18 protein-coding genes are annotated in these 16,077 nt (G+C 65.9%); 9 read left to right on the top strand and 9 right to left on the bottom strand.

The window, feature by feature from the left end:
* Positions 1-20 precede the first annotated feature (20 nt).
* Positions 21-1,742, bottom strand: a complete 1,722-nt coding sequence (gene ilvD / locus OVA31_RS24070) for a dihydroxy-acid dehydratase (protein WP_267629033.1) — start codon at positions 1,740-1,742, stop codon at positions 21-23.
* A gap of 119 nt (positions 1,743-1,861) precedes the next feature.
* Between ilvD and OVA31_RS24065 the strand changes: the two genes are divergently transcribed.
* Positions 1,862-3,238, top strand: a complete 1,377-nt coding sequence (locus tag OVA31_RS24065; protein WP_267629032.1) for an NAD-dependent succinate-semialdehyde dehydrogenase — start codon at positions 1,862-1,864, stop codon at positions 3,236-3,238.
* A 15-nt stretch (positions 3,239-3,253) separates the two neighbouring features.
* Here OVA31_RS24065 and OVA31_RS24060 read toward each other — a convergent pair whose 3' ends face one another.
* Entirely contained in the window at positions 3,254-3,823 is a 570-nt protein-coding gene (locus OVA31_RS24060; RefSeq protein WP_267629031.1) for a cysteine hydrolase family protein, read from the bottom strand.
* Between the two features lie 61 nt (positions 3,824-3,884).
* Between OVA31_RS24060 and OVA31_RS24055 the strand changes: the two genes are divergently transcribed.
* On the top strand, positions 3,885-4,346 hold the full coding sequence (locus OVA31_RS24055) for a MarR family winged helix-turn-helix transcriptional regulator (protein ID WP_267629030.1): 462 nt from the start codon (positions 3,885-3,887) through the stop codon (positions 4,344-4,346).
* Entirely contained in the window at positions 4,343-5,767 is a 1,425-nt protein-coding gene (locus OVA31_RS24050; RefSeq protein WP_267629029.1) for an MFS transporter, read from the top strand. The genes OVA31_RS24055 and OVA31_RS24050 overlap by 4 nt, the downstream gene beginning before the upstream one ends.
* Positions 5,768-5,773: 6 nt before the next feature.
* On the opposite strand, the gene OVA31_RS24045 is transcribed toward OVA31_RS24050, so the two are convergent.
* The 3 genes from OVA31_RS24045 to OVA31_RS24035 form a co-directional block, all read right to left on the bottom strand.
* Positions 5,774-7,078 carry an ion channel protein gene (locus OVA31_RS24045; protein ID WP_267629028.1) on the bottom strand — a complete coding sequence of 435 codons (1,305 nt, stop codon included), beginning with the start codon at positions 7,076-7,078 and terminating at the stop codon, positions 5,774-5,776.
* 147 nt (positions 7,079-7,225) lie between these two features.
* Entirely contained in the window at positions 7,226-7,633 is a 408-nt protein-coding gene (locus OVA31_RS24040) for a MerR family transcriptional regulator (RefSeq protein ID WP_267629027.1), read from the bottom strand.
* Positions 7,634-7,658: 25 nt separating this feature from the next.
* A complete protein-coding gene (locus OVA31_RS24035) occupies positions 7,659-9,164 on the bottom strand; it encodes a SulP family inorganic anion transporter (protein WP_267629026.1) in 1,506 nt (501 codons plus the stop codon).
* A gap of 154 nt (positions 9,165-9,318) precedes the next feature.
* On the opposite strand from OVA31_RS24035, the gene OVA31_RS24030 reads away from it, so the two are divergent.
* Together OVA31_RS24030 and OVA31_RS24025 are read left to right on the top strand one after the other, a co-directional pair.
* Positions 9,319-9,750, top strand: coding sequence for a PPOX class F420-dependent oxidoreductase (locus OVA31_RS24030; RefSeq protein WP_267629025.1), 432 nt, complete (start codon positions 9,319-9,321; stop codon positions 9,748-9,750).
* A 33-nt stretch (positions 9,751-9,783) separates the two neighbouring features.
* Positions 9,784-10,122 (top strand): DUF1330 domain-containing protein, encoded by a 339-nt coding sequence (locus OVA31_RS24025; RefSeq protein ID WP_267629024.1) that lies wholly within the window; start codon positions 9,784-9,786, stop codon positions 10,120-10,122.
* A 23-nt stretch (positions 10,123-10,145) separates the two neighbouring features.
* Here the strand turns inward: OVA31_RS24025 and OVA31_RS24020 are convergent, their stop codons facing one another.
* On the bottom strand, positions 10,146-11,249 hold the full coding sequence (locus tag OVA31_RS24020) for a carboxylate-amine ligase (RefSeq protein ID WP_267631692.1): 1,104 nt from the start codon (positions 11,247-11,249) through the stop codon (positions 10,146-10,148).
* An 86-nt stretch (positions 11,250-11,335) separates the two neighbouring features.
* Between OVA31_RS24020 and OVA31_RS24015 the strand changes: the two genes are divergently transcribed.
* Positions 11,336-11,764 (top strand): SRPBCC family protein, encoded by a 429-nt coding sequence (locus OVA31_RS24015; protein WP_267629023.1) that lies wholly within the window; start codon positions 11,336-11,338, stop codon positions 11,762-11,764.
* A gap of 15 nt (positions 11,765-11,779) precedes the next feature.
* On the opposite strand, the gene OVA31_RS24010 is transcribed toward OVA31_RS24015, so the two are convergent.
* Both OVA31_RS24010 and OVA31_RS24005 read right to left on the bottom strand, forming a co-directional pair.
* Entirely contained in the window at positions 11,780-12,871 is a 1,092-nt protein-coding gene (locus tag OVA31_RS24010) for a dihydrodipicolinate reductase (RefSeq protein ID WP_267629022.1), read from the bottom strand.
* A gap of 74 nt (positions 12,872-12,945) precedes the next feature.
* Complete coding sequence (locus tag OVA31_RS24005; RefSeq protein WP_267629021.1) at positions 12,946-13,506, bottom strand: TetR/AcrR family transcriptional regulator; 561 nt, start codon at positions 13,504-13,506, stop codon at positions 12,946-12,948.
* 154 nt (positions 13,507-13,660) lie between these two features.
* On the opposite strand from OVA31_RS24005, the gene OVA31_RS24000 reads away from it, so the two are divergent.
* Positions 13,661-14,845, top strand: coding sequence for a cytochrome P450 (locus tag OVA31_RS24000; protein WP_267629020.1), 1,185 nt, complete (start codon positions 13,661-13,663; stop codon positions 14,843-14,845).
* Positions 14,842-15,282, top strand: coding sequence for a nuclear transport factor 2 family protein (locus OVA31_RS23995; protein ID WP_267629019.1), 441 nt, complete (start codon positions 14,842-14,844; stop codon positions 15,280-15,282). Before OVA31_RS24000 ends, OVA31_RS23995 begins: the two co-directional genes overlap by 4 nt.
* 30 nt (positions 15,283-15,312) lie before the next feature.
* Here the strand turns inward: OVA31_RS23995 and OVA31_RS23990 are convergent, their stop codons facing one another.
* A complete protein-coding gene (locus tag OVA31_RS23990; RefSeq protein ID WP_267629018.1) occupies positions 15,313-15,630 on the bottom strand; it encodes a hypothetical protein in 318 nt (105 codons plus the stop codon).
* A gap of 152 nt (positions 15,631-15,782) precedes the next feature.
* Between OVA31_RS23990 and OVA31_RS23985 the strand changes: the two genes are divergently transcribed.
* Positions 15,783-16,073: a putative quinol monooxygenase gene (locus OVA31_RS23985; protein ID WP_267629017.1), complete on the top strand. Its 291-nt coding sequence runs from the start codon at positions 15,783-15,785 to the stop codon at positions 16,071-16,073.
* The last annotated feature ends 4 nt before the right edge of the window (positions 16,074-16,077 follow it).

The raw sequence follows: 16,077 nt of genomic DNA, 5'->3' as shown, positions 1-16,077 counted from the left end.
GTGCGCCCCTGCGTGAGGTCCTATCTGCACACCGCTCCCTCGGACGCCGAGGTGACGAGTTTCGAGTACTTCGCGAGGACGCCGCGCGTGTAGCGCGGCGGCAGGGGAGTGAATCCCTGTGCGCGCTTGTCGAGTTCGTTCTCGTCGACCAGCAGGTCGAGAGTTCCGGTTCCGACGTCGAGGCGTATCCGGTCACCGTCCTCGACGAGTGCGATGGGGCCGCCGTCCACGGCCTCCGGTGCAACGTGCCCCACACACAGCCCGGTTGTCCCGCCGGAGAATCGGCCGTCGGTCATCAGCAGTACGTCCTTGCCCAGTCCGGCACCTTTGATCGCACCTGTGATCGCCAGCATCTCGCGCATACCCGGGCCGCCCTTGGGGCCCTCGTAGCGGATCACCACGACGTCCCCGGCGGTGATGGTGCCGTCTTCGAGGGCGTCCATCGCGGCCCGCTCGCGATCGAAGACTCGCGCAACGCCTTCGAAGACGTCGGAATCGAAGCCGGCCGACTTCACGACGGCCCCCTGTGGCGCGAGCGAGCCCTTCAGGATGGTGATCCCGCCGGTCGGGTGTATCGGTCTCGTGGTGGCTCTCAGGACGAGACCGTCGGGATCGGGCGGTGCGATGTCGGCCAGGTTCTCGGCCACCGTCTTCCCGGTGACCGTGAGGCAATCGCCGTGCATCAGCCCGGCATCGAGGAGCGCCTTCATGACGACCGGGACACCGCCGATCCGGTCGACGTCGGTCATCACGTGCTTGCCGAACGGCTTGACGTCGGCGAGATGCGGTACCCGCGAGCCGATCCGGGAGAAATCGTCGAGCGACAACTCGACCTCCGCCTCGTTCGCGATCGCGAGAAGGTGCAGGACCGCGTTGGTGGAGCCACCGAAGGCCATCACGACGGCGATCGCGTTCTCGAATGCCTCCCGGGTCATGATGTCGCGTGCGGTGATGCCTCGCCGCAGGAGTTCGACCACCGCCTCGCCGCTCTCCCGGGCGTACCGGTCGCGTCGCCGGTCGGGGGCCGGTGGCGCCGCACTGCCCGGCAACGACATGCCGATCGCCTCGGCGGCGCTGGCCATGGTGTTGGCGGTGTACATGCCACCGCACGCTCCTTCGCCGGGGCAGATCGCGCGCTCGATGGTGTCGACGTCCTCACGACTCATCAATCCGCGTGAGCAGGCGCCGACCGCCTCGAAGGCATCGATGATCGTCACCTGTCGTTCCGAACCGTCCGAGAGGGTGGCGTACCCCGGCAGGGTGGAGCCGGCATAGAGGAAGACGTTGGCGAGGTCGAGACGGGCGGCCGCCATCAGCATGCCGGGGAGCGACTTGTCGCAACCTGCGAGAAGCACTGAGCCGTCGAGGCGTTCGGCGCTCATCACGGTCTCGACGCTGTCGGCGATCACCTCGCGGGAGACCAACGAGAAATGCATGCCCTCGTGTCCCATCGAAATGCCGTCCGACACCGAGATGGTGCCGAATTCCAGGGGGTATCCACCTGCGGCGTGGATCCCTTCCTTGACGGCTTTGGCGAGACGGTCCAACGACAGGTTGCAGGGGGTGATCTCGTTCCACGACGAGCCGACGCCGATCTGTGGTTTCACCCAGTCGTCGTCGCCCATGCCGACAGCGCGCAGCATCCCGCGTGCTGCCGTCTTCTCGAGACCATCGGTGACGTCTCGACTTCTGGGCTTGATGTCGACGTCGGTGGCTGGAGAGTCCGGTGTTCGATTGGCCATATCCGTCACGATAGTTGCGTCGGCGGCGTCGTGATGACAGTTGTGGCTCCGAGCACCCCGATTCGCACGAGACCGACGAGGTGGCCCATGGCCTCTTGTGGAGTCCGTAGCATCGGGTCATGAGTGCTTATGTGACGACCAACCCGGCGACCGGTAGGACTGAGCACGAATACCCAGGCCTGCGGGACGACCAGATCAACGACATCGCCGAACGATCCGCCAACGGATTCGAGACCTGGCGGTACGCATCGGTGGCCGAACGTGCCGAGGCGCTGGCCAGAACCGCGGACCTGTACGAGAAGCGCTCGACGGAACTGGCGCAGGCCATCACCACGGAAATGGGCAAGCCGACCAAACAGGCGGCCGGGGAGGTGCAGCTCGCGGCGGACATCTACCGCTGGTACGCCGAACACGGCCCCGAACTGCTGGTCACCGAGACGCTCGATCCCCAGGGTGCTGCGGAATCACTCGTCCAGACCCTGCCGATCGGACCGCTCGTCGGAGTGATGCCGTGGAACTATCCCTACTATCAGGTGGCTCGGTTCGTCGCGCCGAACCTGTTGGCGGGCAACACGATCATCCTCAAACATGCATCCATCTGCGCGGCCTCGGCCGCGCTGATGGCCGATGTGTTGCACGACGCATCGGTGCCCGAGGACGTCTACATCAACGCGTACGCGAGCGCCGATCAGGTCGCCGAACTGCTCGGGCATCCGGCCATCCGCGGGGTCTCTCTCACGGGTAGCGAGGCTGCCGGTGCAGCGGCGGCGCAAGAGGCCGCCAAGCATCTCAAGAAGTCCGTCCTCGAACTCGGGGGCTCGGATCCGTTCGTGCTGCTCGACACCGACGATATGGCGCGGACGGCGCGGATCGCAGCCCGCGCCCGCCTGTCCAACGCCGGTCAGGCGTGCAACTCCCCGAAACGCTTCATCGTGGTGGACGATCTCTTCGATGACTTCGTCGAAGGGCTGGTCGGAGAGTTCGACCGGGCCGTGGTGGGCGATCCGACCGACCCGGACACCGACGTGGGGCCGTTGTCGTCGGTGTCCGCGCGCGACACGGTCGTCGAGCAGGTCACGACGGCGGTGAACCAGGGAGCGACGCTGCACACGGGTGGGGCACCGGTGGACGGCGACGGCGCGTTCATGAGACCCGCGGTTCTCACCGGGATCACCCCGGACATGGACGCTTATGCCGAGGAGATCTTCGGTCCGGTCGCGATGGTTTACCGGGTGCACTCCGCCGACGATGCGGTGGCACTGGCGAACGACGTCGCCTTCGGCCTGAGCGGATCGGTCTGGAGTACCGACATCGCTCGTGCCGCAGAGGTCGCCGACCGCCTCGATGTCGGGATGGCCTACATCAACGAGCACGGAACGACGTTGCCCGGCCTGCCGTTCGGTGGTGTGAAACGCTCCGGCTACGGACGTGAACTGGGCCGATGGGGAATGGGCGAGTTCGTCAACACCAAACTCCGTCGCACCGCGACGCGCTGATCCACTCGAGGCGCATCACGCCGAGAGCGAGCTGATCCAGCTGTCGGTGGCGGTGACCGTCGCCTGGCGCGGGAACACCGCGTCCATGAGCACGCGGTGCACGGTGTCGTCGGTATCCGCGCACGCGTCCTCGAGAACGGTGATGCGGTAGTCGAGATCGGCGGCCTGTCGCAGCGTCGACAGGACGACTCCACTGGTGGAGATTCCGCTCAGGATCAACGTGTCGACGCCCGCGCCGCGGAGGAGGACGTCGAGGTCGCTGCCGGTGAATGCACTGATCCGGCGTTTGGTGATGATCGGCTCGCCTGCCTGCGGTGCGAGCGATTCGTGGATCTGCGTGCCCTGCCCGGTCTCGACCATCGTGTCGCCTGCGTGCTGCTTGGCGGCGGCGAACCCCTGATTGGTCTCGGCGACCTCCGGATATCCGGCCCGGAATGCCACCCGGACGAAGAAGACGGGAACGCCGGCGGTGCGCGCCGCCGCGACGGCACGGCCCGCAGGTGCGAGAACATCCGGCGAGCTGAGGCGATCGACGATTCCGTTCTGGAAATCCATCGCGAGCAGGACTGATCGTGAGTGGGTCATGCGGCACACATTAGACAGTCCGGACTGTTAATTCCAAACTGCTCAGTCTAGACTGTCGATTATGCCCGAAAACACCTCCGAAGCGAACCCGCAGGCCGCTCCGTCGGCACTCCAGGTCGCGCTCGACACCCGAGTGGCGATCGGCCGGCTCATCCGTCGTCTCCGTGAGGTCTCCGACGGCCAGGAACTGTCTGCAGCACAGGCATCGGTGCTGGCGAGGGTCGGCAAAGGGGAGGCCTCATCGGCGTCCGCACTCGCCGCATTGGAAGGGGTCCGGCCGCAATCGATGGCCGTGACGATCTCGGCGCTCGAAGACCTCGGTCTCGTCAGCCGGACGCAGGATCCCACCGACCGTCGCCGCCAGCTCGTCGTCCTGACCGATGCGGGCCGGGATGCCGAGATGGGGAACCGCGACGCCCGCCACGAATGGCTCGCCCGCACGATCGAGGAAACTCTCACCGACCAGGAACTGGGAGTCCTGCATCGCGCGGCGGGGATCATCGAGAACCTGGCCCGCCGATGACCGCGCCCACCACCGTCCCGAATGTCCGGTCCGAGCGGTTCGATCGACGCCTCCTGGCGCCGATGATGCTCGGATCCATCCTGAACCCGATCAATTCCTCGATCATCGCGGTTGCGCTCGTGCCCATCGCGGTGGCGTTCGGTGCGCCGGCGTCCGAGACCGCCTGGTTGGTTGCCGCGTTGTATCTCGCGACGTCGATCGGCCAGCCACTGTTCGGCCGACTTGTCGACATCTTCGGTCCTCGACCGCTGTATCTGATCGGTGCGGTGCTCACCGGCATCGCGGGACTGTTGGGTATGTTCGCCCCCGGACTCTGGATGCTCATCGCCGCTCGTGTCGTGCTCGGATTCGGCACGTGCGCAGCGTATCCGGCCTCGATGTACCTGATCCGCAGCGAGGAGAAGCGAACCGGCGTCTCCAGTCCGGCAGGCGTGCTCACCGCGCTGTCGGTGACCACCCAGACCATCGCGGTGGTCGGCCCCACGCTCGGTGGTCTCCTCATCGGAATCGGCGGATGGCGAGCGGTATTCGCCATCAACATCCCACTGTCGGTGGCGTGCCTGATCCTCGGACTGCTGGTCCTCCCGCGCCGGACGCGTTTGGCGGCGCGCACCGATACCGACTCCAGGTTCGATGTGGTGGGAGTGATTCTCTTCTCCGGGATGATGATCTCCATCCTCGTCCTGCTGATGGACTTCCGCATCGATCGACTGTGGCTGGTCGCGGTTGCCGTCGTCGCCGCGGGCGGCTTCGCAATCCGTGAACTACGTGCCCGCGATCCGTTCATCGACGTGCGCGTGCTCGGTGGTAATGCGCCGTTGGTCGTCACCTACCTCCGTTCGGTCCTCGGCGCGACGGTGACGTACGCGTTCCTGTACGGATTCACGCAGTGGCTCGAAGGCGGGCGTGGGTTGTCGGCTTCGCAGGCCGGACTCGTCCTCATGCCTGCATTCGCAACCGGCATCGTGGTGGCGGTGGTGACCGGCCGCCGTCCGCAGATCCGCGGGAAGCTGCTCGTCGGTGCGTCGACCATGGTGGTGGCCTGCGTGCTGATGCTGTTCGTGCACGAGACCTCGGCGGTGTGGTTCCTGATCGTGATCGCTGTGATCGTCGGTGTTCCACAGGGATTGGTCAATCTCGCGATTCAGAACACTCTCTATCACCAGGCAGATCCGGAGCGGATGGGCGCGTCGTCCGGTCTCCTCCGCACCTTCATGTACCTCGGCGCGATGCTCGCATCGAGCGCGAGCGGCGCCTTCTTCGGGACGCAGGCGACGGATGGCGGTCTGCACGAGCTGGCCGTCTTCATGTTGATCGCTGCCGTGTTGTTGGTGCTGATCACACTGTTCGACCGGTCGCTGATCAGGGTCGACCGAGCAGCAGGCGAAGCGCAGCGGGCGACCGTGTCGTCGGACCGGTAGCAGTCGTCAGGTCGGTTCGGTTGGCGCCTGCGCCGGCCGCGACATGATCGGGGTGGCGCGGAGTTCGGCGCGGTTCACGACGACCAGCCAAGCCGCGAGCGTCGCGAAGAGCATCGGTATGAGCAGGTCCAACTGCGGAACCACGGCCAATGCCAGGAACAGGCTCATCCATCCGTTGCGCGTGGCGGCCACCACGATTCCGGCAGTGGCCGCGGCCACGGTCACCGTCACCGGCAGGTCCGTCCACAGGGCGTGGACCGCGAAACCGAATGCGGCGCCGACGAAGACGGCCGGGAAGATTCGTCCACCACGGAAGCCTGCGGCGCTGGCGATGAGCAGCGCGACCAGCTTGATGCCTGCCAAAGCGAGAAACCCGAGCGCAGTCGTCGTCGCCATGCGATCCGGCAGTTCCTTCATCTGATCGAGGCCTTTGAACAACGTGATCGTCCCGCCGGCCACGCCGAGCAGTCCGAGGACGAGACCTGCGGTGGTGAGCAGGAGGATCGGGTTCCCGATCCGGTGGAGGAGCTTGTGCAAGGGGTCGAACACCCGTGACGCGACGACGCCGGCCGCGGCCGCGACCATCGCAACTCCGATGGCGACGAAGACCTCCGCGACTCCGCCGAAGTCGTCGGCAGGCAGACCGAGCGACATGTCGAGGTCGGTGAAGTGTGTGATGACGAACGAGCCCGTCGCCGCTGCGACCAGCGGTATGTACAGGCGGTTCCAGAGTGGCACGCGCTGGTCGCCCTCGTTTGCCTCGGACAGCATGAGGGCGGCCGCGACGGGCGTTCCGAAAAGTGCACCGACCGTGGCCGACGTCGACAACCCCACCCAGTCGTGTGCGGTCACCTTGGGGATGAATCGGGCGCCGATGGCCACCACCAACGCCGCATTGATCGCCATGATCGGATTCTCGGGTCCCAGGCTGATGCCGCCGGCAAGGCCGAGGATCGCGGCCACCGCAAGGCCGGGAACCACACTGGGTGCGAGTGGCTTGGCGACCAGTTCTGTGGTGGCCGGATCGTCCCCGGCGTGCCCCGGCACATACCGGACGACGAGTCCGACGAGCAGGCCGGTCGCGGTCAGGACGAGCACTATCCACCACCAGGTGTCCGAAGAGATCCCCAGTGCGTCGGTGAGATCGTCCCAGATCAGATGCTCGATCAACCCGGCCAGAGCCGAAATGCCCCAGAGGAGCAGGGCGCAGACCGCGCCTACCACCATTCCGACGGGAGTCATGGCGATCAGTCGGCCCACCGGGACGCGGAACTCTTCAGCCGGTTGGGGATTGCTGTCTTCGGGGCTCATCGTGACGGCTCCTCACCTCCCTCGACGCATCGGACGGCTCATTCTCTCATCAGCCCGTCGCCTGACCCGCAGATTCAGGTCACCCGATCGCGTGTCGGAAATCCGGACAGATGCGCCGATTTCCGGATCGCCCGTGCCGTCGGGGCACTATCGCCGGTCGGCATGGTCCGCGAGTTGGGCGGTGAGTTCGCGTGCGTAGTCGAGCTGGCGGGCCAGTTTGGCGCAGGCATGCTCGGCCCGCTCGTGGAACTCGGCGAGGGTGGCGGCCGCCGCGATCGCGGGCGCCTCACCGTCCGATCCGGAGATCGCGTCCTGGGCGGCGAGCAGCTGCCGCATGTCGTCGAGGGTGAAACCGAGAGGCTTCATGCGTCGGATGACCAGAAGTCGGTCGATGTCGCTACGGGTGTAGAGCCTGAATCCGCCGGCCGATCGGGCCGACGGGACCACGAGACCGACGTCGTCGTAATGGCGAATGGTCTTGATCGACAACTCGGTTTCGGCGGCGACCTCACCGATCTGTCGATGTCCGTGGTCGCTGTCGTCGGGAGTGCTCACGTGACGTGTCCTTTCGGGCATCAGGTCAGTGGTCGGCGCCGAGGTGCCCGCTGAGGCGTTCGTGGCGGGCGGCGCTGCTGTCGTCGAGGCCGACGATGGTCGCCGTCTTGCCCTTGGCCTCGTATTTGGTGGTGATGGCATCGAGTGCAGCCACGGTCGAGGCATCCCAGATGTGGGACTCACTCATGTCGATGACCACGTGTTGCGGGTCGTTGACGTAGTCGAACTGATAGACGAGATCGTTGCTGGAGGCGAAGAACAGTTCGCCGCGCACTGCGTACACCCGGGTGTCGTCGTCTGGATGGGCGACCTCGACGACCTCGGTCATGTGGGCCACGCGACGCGCGAAGAGGATCATCGCGGTGACGACGCCGACGATGACGCCATAGGCAAGGTTGTGGGTGGCGACCGTGACGGCGACCGTCGCCAGCATGACGGTGGTCTCGCTCTTGGGCATGCGCCGCAACGTTTTCGGGTTGATGCTGTGCCAGTCCATCGTGCCGACCGAGACCATGATCATCACGGCGACCAGCGCTGCCATCGGGATCAGGGCCACCACGTCGCCGAGACCGACCACCAGGATCAACAGGAACACCCCGGCGAGGAAGGTGGAGATGCGGGTGCGGGCACCTGACACCCTGACGTTGATCATCGTCTGGCCGATCATGGCGCACCCGCCCATGCCGCCGAAGAAGCCGGTGACGATATTGGCGACGCCCTGGCCGACGGACTCCCGAGACTTGTTGGAGTGGGTGTCTGTCAGGTCGTCCACGAACTTCGCCGTCATCAAGGACTCCAGCAGCCCGACCAGTGCCATGGTCAAGGCGTAGGGAGCGATCACGGTGAGGGTGTGCCACGTGAAGGGGACGTCGGGGATCAGGAACGAGGGGAGGCTGTCGGGCAGTTCACCCTCGTCACCCACATCGGGAACGGAGAGTCCGCACACGATGGTGGCGGCGGTCAGCAGGACGATCGCGACGAGGGGCGCGGGGACGGCCGCGGTCAGTCTCGGCAGCCCGACGATGATCAGGATGCCGACCGCGACCATCGGGTAGACCAGCCACGGCACACCGATCAGATGCGGGAGCTGTGCGGTGAAGATGAGGATGGCCAGTGCATTGACGAAGCCGGTCATCACGCTGCGCGGCACGAACCGCATCAGCTTCGCGAGTCCGATGCCGCCCAGGATCATCTGGAACACACCGGCGAGGATCACGGCGGCGATCAGATAGTTCAGGCCGTGACTCTTGACCAGCGGCGCGACCACCAGCGCGACCGCACCGGTGGCGGCGGAGATCATCGCGGGGCGTCCACCGACGATCGCGATGGTCACGGCCATGGTGAACGAGGCGAACAGTCCGACCCGGGGATCGACACCCGCGATGATCGAGAACGAGATCGCCTCTGGGATCAGGGCCAGCGCGACGACGACGCCTGCCAGAACCTCGGTGCGCAGCCGGCGGGGCGACCGCAAGGCGGCGAGCACCGATTGTTCGCGTTCAGGGGAGACCACGGTGGCGGTCGAGGACATGCGAATACTCCTTCAGCCCAGACGCGACGAGCAGGTGACGGGGTCACGGGCCAGGGTGGCGTGTGGGCGTCAGGCGCGAGCGGTGACTCTACCCTTACGGGAGGGTAGAAATCCAATTCGGAATGCTGACCCGGTCCACCGGGTTGGCATGAGCATGAGCGACGAACAGTTCGATCCACGAGCCCTGATCGCCGACAGCAAGCTCGGCATCCTCGCCACCATCAAGTCGAACGGTCTCCCGCAGCTGTCCCCGGTGACATCGGTCTACAACCGCGACACCGACACCATCTACGTGTCGATGACCGAGGGGCGGGCCAAGACGGCAAACCTTCGGCGGGATCCGCGCGCGGCGATCGAATACACCAGTCCCGACGGTTACACATGGGCGACCGCCGAGGGTGACGTGACTCTGATCGGACCTGGAACCGATCCGAACGGACCGGAGGTCGATGCCCTCGTGGACTACTACCGGCAAGGGGCAGGCGAGCATCCCGACTGGGCGGAGTATCGAGACGTGATGGTTGCCGATCGTCGCGTCCTGATGGTGCTTCGCGTCGGTCGCGCCTACGGTGCCACACTGCGCTGATCGTGCGCGGCCGCTCGAGAGAAGAGGTGACCGATGGTTGACGACGATGGCCCGGTGTACGCACTGAACCTGTTCGATCTCGCCGACAACGAGGACTATCGCGCGTACTCGCGGCGGTCGGTGGCGGAGGTGCAGTCACACGGTGGGCGCGTCATCTCGTTGGGTGCGTTCCGGCGTGCCGAGGTCGGTGACGTCGCTCCTCGGCAGGTCATGGTGCTGGTCGAGTGGGATTCGATCGAGGCGTTCGAGAGCTATCGAGATGATCCGGCACTCGCCGATCTCCACCCCCTCCGTGAGAACGGTACGACCGGCTACGTCTGGCATCTGTTCGACAAGCTCGACGACTTGCGGCCGATTCTGCGGCGCACCTGAAGAAACGCGTTCAGCACGGCACTTCAACCGGTGAACTCGCGGGCGGCCGACTCGACGACGTCACGTCCGGTTCCCCTCTGCAAGAACCGATCTCGCCGCCTGGTGGCGCCATTGCCCTCAGTGCGGAGGCGGGCGAGGGCCGCGACCACCAATTCGGTGTCTCCGAGGGCGTCGAGTGCTGGGCGGCTGTCGGTCACGAGCGACGCCAATTGGTCGATCGCCGAAACCGATTGTTGCGTCACCACATCGATGCCATCTCCGTCGATGCCATCGTGTGCCGCCTTCCACATGGCCGCGGCCAGGACGGCGGAATCGATGATCGGCGGTGTGACGTCGTGTGCGATGTCGTCCAGCGCGGTGATCACCAGGGCGCGGACGAGCGTTGCCACGACGACGGTTTCGTCGGCTCGGGACTGGACGTCGCCGACCCGGATCTCGACGGTGGGCAGGTGATCGGATGGGCGGATGTCCCAATAGACCATGTGATCGTCGAGGATCGCGCCACTGGTCACGAACATCGACACCAATTGCTCGAAGTGTTCGCGAGAGCGCAGATGCGGCGGCGGTCCCGACGCCGGCCACCGGGACCAGAGCACCGAGCGCCAGCTGGCGTGCCCCGTGTCGGCATCGCGGTAGATCGGCGAATTGGCAGACAGAGCAAGCAAGATCGGCAAACGATGTCGCAGGTGATTGCTGACCGCCACTGCGGTGTCCCGATCGGGAACACCGACGTGGATGTGACATCCGGAGATACCCTGCTCGTGCGCCAGCATTCCGAAACTCTGCCCGATGTGCCGGTATCGGTCGGTGTCGGTGATGGGGAAGTGGTCGGGCACTGTCGGAGGCACGCCGGCGGCGATCACGGCAACACCGACCTCGTCGGCGGCATTCGCGACAACGGTACGAAGCATGCGCAGCTCGGCGAGAACCTGCTGGCCGGTCGCACATGCCGACGTGGCGACCTCAACCTGGCAGGACGTCAGCTCCAGGTCCAGATCGAGGCCGCGCCTCGCCGCCGCCGCAGCGACCTCACGGTTTCGGCCGACCGGATGCCCGGTCAGCTGGTCGACCAGGATGAATTCTTCCTCGACACCGACCGTTGGCAGCTGCACCCCGGGGTTCCCCATGATCGACGAGTCGGCGGACGTCACCCTTTCATCGTACGGTCGGCAGGGGCACGAGGTGCCCGCGATTCGTCATGGAGGGAGGGGCGATGGCCTCGGTAGAGGTAGGGGTTCACTCGGACATCGCGCCGGCGGCCGCATGGGAGCTCGCATCAGATCTCGGCAGGTTCTCCGAATGGATGACGATCTTCGGCGGATGGCGCGGCGACGTCCCGGCCCGGATCGAGGAGGGGACGCGGATCTCCTCGCTCATCAAGGTCAAAGGCTTTCGGAACGTGATCCATTGGCGGGTGACCGAATACGTCGAGCCCGAGGTGATCGCGCTCGCCGGGCACGGTCGAGGCGGGGTACGGATCACCCTCACGATGAAGGTCACGCCTGCCGGTCCCGGCTCTCGCTTCGGCTTGCACGCGGACCTGCGGGGCGGGTTGCTCAACGGTCCGGTCGGGAGGCTGGTGGCACGAGTCATCGAATCGGATGTCCGGGCATCGATTCAGAATCTGGCTCAGCTGTCCTGATCCGGCGCGCCACGATCACGGTTCTTGTGGGGCGCCCACTCTGCCGACGGCTGGGCTCAGTGGTACCTCGAGCGCGTCGTACAGGCCGGGGTCGGCGGTGACCAGCCAGGGGATGGCGTTGACCAAGCGCCCGACCGCCGTCGCGTTGCCTCCGGCAGCGCGGTTGCCGTCGTCATCGGTGGCCTCGACGGTGATCTCGATGTGCGGGCTGCCCTCGATGATGACCCGGTGCGAGCCGTCGCCCCCGTCGGGAGGCGAGGGCCATTCGGGTGCGCAGTCGGCGTGAATCCGGGTGATGTGTTCGATCACGATCGGGATCGAATCACCCACGATGCCCTGCACCTCGAATCGAACAGCTCCCTGCGTGCCCGACTCGAAGACACCCATTGCCGGCGTGCTGACATCGGCGGCGAGAGCCCTGCGCTCCATGGTCTCGCGGATCTCGTCGATCTCGATGCCGAGGCCCCGTGCGATCAAACGGATCTGACCGCCCCACACCATCGATGGCACACCTCCGGTCAGCATCGGCGGCTCGTAGTCCATCGGCTGTCCCATGCCGACCAGGTAGCGCACCGAGTCGGGCTGGTCGTAGGTGGTGTAGTCGAAGATCTCCTGGCACCGGATTGCGTCGATCCGCGAACCGAGGCCGCTGACGAGCAGTGGGAGGATGTCGTTGCCCCATCCGGGATCGATGCCGGAGACGAAAAGCGAACCATTGCCGCTCGCGATCGCGTCGACGACCGGGTCCCTGATCTCGGCCGGCGCCGACCGCGGGTCGTAGAGCGCATACAGCGACGGTGTGACGACAACGGCACCCGCTGCGACTGCCCGCACGATGTCGGCCAGGGCGTCATCGGGGCGGATGTCGCCGGACGCCGCATAGACGAGGGCGTCCGTGTCGGCCTTCAGGCCATCGAAGCTGTCGGTGGCGGCGACACCGACATCGACGTCCATCCCGGCGAGGGAACCGGCATCGCGGCCGACTTTGTCCGGAGAATGGACGATGACCCCGCTCAAGACGAGATCGGGGTGCGCGAGAACGGAGCGGATGGCGGCCTGGCCGACATTGCCCGTGCCCCAGACGATTGTGCGGATCTTCTCGGCCATGCCGGTCAGAATAGGGAACCGCTACCGGCACCGAACACGAAACGGACATCTGGGTCCGAGCGCCGCTCACCGTGTCAGATCGGGAAATCGCGTCGGAAGACTCCCGCGACGATTCCGCGGATCAGATCGGCCTCCTGCTCGGTATCGGCCGGTGGCCAGATGAGAATCGTCAGGATCGTGCGCACCGCGAATGCTGCGAGCGCGTTGTCGTCCCGATCGACCCCGATCAGTTCGGCGGCCAGATCGGTGACCGTTGCCGAGGCGATCACGGTGCCGGCCGCGCCGATCAGATGACGCGACCGAAGGAACTGTCGGGCAACCCGGTCCGCGCGGATCGCTTCGAGAGCGACAGTGATGGCGGTGATCGCGCGGTGCTCTCCGGACAGGTCGGTGATCGCCGAACGTACCTCGGTGATGATGTCGGCCGATGTGGCGGCGAGCACCGCCTCGACGATCTCGCCCTTGCCGCCGGCGTGCCGGTAGACGGTCGCGCGTGAGCAGTGAGCGCGCCCGGCGAGTTCGTTGATGTCGAACGCGTCGACCCCACGCTGCGCGATGAGGTCGGTGGCGACGGCATACAGACGGTCCCGGGCCGAGTCGGAACGCTTTCCCCCGATCAACCAGTCGTTCGTCATATCTCAGTGTGAGACGAATTGATGATCTATCTCAAGTCGCTCCGCAGGTCGCAACGTTCGGATGAGACGACCGGACTCGGTGTGGTCGTGTCGGCCGTGTCGATTTGCGGCTACCCGGTTGTGTCGCGGACCCGACGTCGTCGAGGCTGGTCACATGCATGATCTCGACAACCCGTATCCCTACTTCGAATCGCTTCGCCTGCAGGGGGCGGTGACACGGCTCGCGGACTCGTCGTTCTATCTGGTCGGCTCATGGGATCTGGTGGCCGAGGCGGTGGGACGTCCCGAGGACTTCTCGTCGAATCTCACGGCGACGATGGTGTGGAACGACGACGGGACGGTGTCGGAATACCCGATCGCGGAGATGGGCTCGCCATTGCATGTGTTGGCGACCGCCGATGAACCGCTGCATCGGATGCACCGCACGATGGTGATGCCGTCGATGGTCGCCAAGCGAGTGCGCGGGCTCGAACCGTTCATCGCACAGGAACTCCGGCGACTGTGGGACGACGGTCTCGACGGTTCTGACATCGACTGGGTCCACGCGATCGCCCAGCGCTTGCCGATGGCCGTTGTCGCGGAACTGGTCGGGTTCCCGACATACGACATCGACGACCTGGTTCGCTGGGCCTTCTCGAGCACCGTCCTCCTCGACGGGGTGGTCACCGCGGGACAGCTTGCCGACGCCACGCAGGCGGTGGGGGAGCTCAGTGCATATCTCGCGGGGGCCTTCGAACGTGCGCTTGTCGTCCCCGGCGAGAACGTGATGGGCGACCTTGCGCGCCTCGTCGCTGCGGGCCGGCTCGATCACGACAGCGCAGTGATGATCCTGATCCAACTCGTCGCGGCGGGGTCGGAATCGACCGTCAGCCTGCTCGGCAGTGCTGTCTGGTTGCTCGGGATGCACCCGGGGATCGAGGCAGACCTGCGCTCCCACCCCGACGTCGTGCCGCTGTTCATCGAGGAGGCGCTACGGCTGGAATCACCGTTCCGCGGCCACTATCGCCACGTCGTCGCGGACACCACACTCGGTGACACCGACCTACCCGCTGAATCACACCTGTATCTGCTGTGGGGTTCGGCCAACCGCGATCCGGCTGCCGTAGACAATCCCGGACAGATCTGCCTGGACCAGGGAAAGCGCCGCCCGCACATGGCATTCGGCAAAGGTCTGCACATGTGCGTCGGTGCTCCACTCGCTCGACTCGAGGCCAAGCTCGCGATCGAGTTCCTCCTCGACTCCACCACGGCGTTCGACGTCGAGACCACCGATCCGCAGTGGGAGCGGAGCCTGATGGTGCGGCGCCTCCGCACCCTGCCGGTTACGGTTCAGTCATGACCGACCACGCCGACCATCAGGCGATCTGCACGCTGCTCTATCGATACGCCGAACTCCTCGACGGCGGTGACTTCGCCGCGGTCGGCGAGTTGTTCGCCGATGCGGACATCGCACTTCGCGGCGAGGTCACCGGACGCGGCGCCGCGCATGTCCGCGCGATGTTCGAGACCATGGTGATCGTCCATCCGGACGGCACACCGCGCACCCGGCACCTGATCACGAACCCGATCATCGAGTTCGACGGGCCAGATCGCGCGCATGTCCGGTCCTGTTACACGGTGCTTCAGCAGCGCGACGGTCGCATCGAGATCGTCGCATCGGGCCGGCATCTCGACACCGTGACCCGTCGCGGCGAAGGGTGGATCTTCAGCTCACGTGACTACGGATACCTGGACTTCGTCGGTGACACCTCGGATCACCTGCGCGCATCCGGATAGTTTCGGCGCCGGCGGGTCGGCATCGGGTGGTCAGGCCGTGGCTCGGGCCCGTCCGAAATAGGACCGCAGACCGAATGCGGCCGCTGTCGCACTGACGCCGAAGACTCCCCAGAATTCTGCGCTGCGCAGGCGGGAGCGCTGTGTGTACACCATCGCACCGGCCAACCCGGCGTTCATCGATGCCCAGACGATGTTCTGGGCCGGTGACGAGTCGCCGACCCCGGGCGGATCGGAGAACGGCGTGGGGAAGGGCCTACCGGCGAGTCCATGCGCGAGATGCGGGACCACGTTGGTTGCGACAGCGCCTGCGCTCGCAGTGACAAGATGGTGTGGCCAAGCGGGTTTCATGAGATCCCCCAGTCGGTGTTGTGCACTTCGTCGTCACGGACACGGTATCTGCCTACCTGGAACCGGGCGCTTCCGATGAGATGCGCACGCCGGTGAGGTCTACATCAGTGATCGGTTCGCAGCAGAATCCCATACCGGAACGGGAGGCAACCATGCTCATCGTCGCAGGACACATCACGGTCGATCCCGACCAGCGCGAGATCTACCTCGCGGGCTGCGTCCGCGTTGTCGAACAAGCGCGTCGCACGTCCGGCTGCCACGACTTCATCATCGATCCCGATCTGCTCGACTCCGGGCGCATCAACATCTTCGAGCGCTGGGAGTCACAGGCGGACGTCGAAGCGTTCCGTGGCGGGGGCCCGAGTGACGATCAGGGTGCCGCGATACGGTCGGCATCGGTCACCGAGTACGAGATCGGTGAGGTGCGGCCCTTGTCGGGATAGAGCG

It is taken from the genome of Gordonia sp. SL306 (assembly GCF_026625785.1).
GTDB lineage: Bacteria > Actinomycetota > Actinomycetes > Mycobacteriales > Mycobacteriaceae > Gordonia.
Note: the sequence above shows the minus strand (reverse complement) of the source record. Positions and strands in the feature narration are given on the sequence as shown.

Bases quoted from the DNA above. Each gene is read 5' to 3' on its own strand.
- OVA31_RS24005 (WP_267629021.1), bottom strand. From the start codon at position 13,506: ATGACGAACGACTGGTTGATCGGGGGAAAGCGTTCCGACTCGGCCCGG.
- OVA31_RS24000 (WP_267629020.1), top strand. From the start codon at position 13,661: ATGCATGATCTCGACAACCCGTATCCCTACTTCGAATCGCTTCGCCTG.
- OVA31_RS23985 (WP_267629017.1), top strand. From the start codon at position 15,783: ATGCTCATCGTCGCAGGACACATCACGGTCGATCCCGACCAGCGCGAG.
- OVA31_RS24055 (WP_267629030.1), top strand. From the start codon at position 3,885: ATGCCCGAAAACACCTCCGAAGCGAACCCGCAGGCCGCTCCGTCGGCA.
- OVA31_RS23990 (WP_267629018.1), bottom strand. From the start codon at position 15,630: ATGAAACCCGCTTGGCCACACCATCTTGTCACTGCGAGCGCAGGCGCT.
- OVA31_RS24060 (WP_267629031.1), bottom strand. From the start codon at position 3,823: ATGACCCACTCACGATCAGTCCTGCTCGCGATGGATTTCCAGAACGGA.
- OVA31_RS24010 (WP_267629022.1), bottom strand. From the start codon at position 12,871: ATGGCCGAGAAGATCCGCACAATCGTCTGGGGCACGGGCAATGTCGGC.
- OVA31_RS24025 (WP_267629024.1), top strand. From the start codon at position 9,784: ATGGTTGACGACGATGGCCCGGTGTACGCACTGAACCTGTTCGATCTC.
- OVA31_RS24015 (WP_267629023.1), top strand. From the start codon at position 11,336: ATGGCCTCGGTAGAGGTAGGGGTTCACTCGGACATCGCGCCGGCGGCC.
- OVA31_RS23995 (WP_267629019.1), top strand. From the start codon at position 14,842: ATGACCGACCACGCCGACCATCAGGCGATCTGCACGCTGCTCTATCGA.
- OVA31_RS24065 (WP_267629032.1), top strand. From the start codon at position 1,862: ATGAGTGCTTATGTGACGACCAACCCGGCGACCGGTAGGACTGAGCAC.
- OVA31_RS24035 (WP_267629026.1), bottom strand. From the start codon at position 9,164: ATGTCCTCGACCGCCACCGTGGTCTCCCCTGAACGCGAACAATCGGTG.
- OVA31_RS24030 (WP_267629025.1), top strand. From the start codon at position 9,319: ATGAGCGACGAACAGTTCGATCCACGAGCCCTGATCGCCGACAGCAAG.
- OVA31_RS24050 (WP_267629029.1), top strand. From the start codon at position 4,343: ATGACCGCGCCCACCACCGTCCCGAATGTCCGGTCCGAGCGGTTCGAT.
- OVA31_RS24020 (WP_267631692.1), bottom strand. From the start codon at position 11,249: ATGGGGAACCCCGGGGTGCAGCTGCCAACGGTCGGTGTCGAGGAAGAA.
- ilvD (WP_267629033.1), bottom strand. From the start codon at position 1,742: ATGGCCAATCGAACACCGGACTCTCCAGCCACCGACGTCGACATCAAG.
- OVA31_RS24045 (WP_267629028.1), bottom strand. From the start codon at position 7,078: ATGAGCCCCGAAGACAGCAATCCCCAACCGGCTGAAGAGTTCCGCGTC.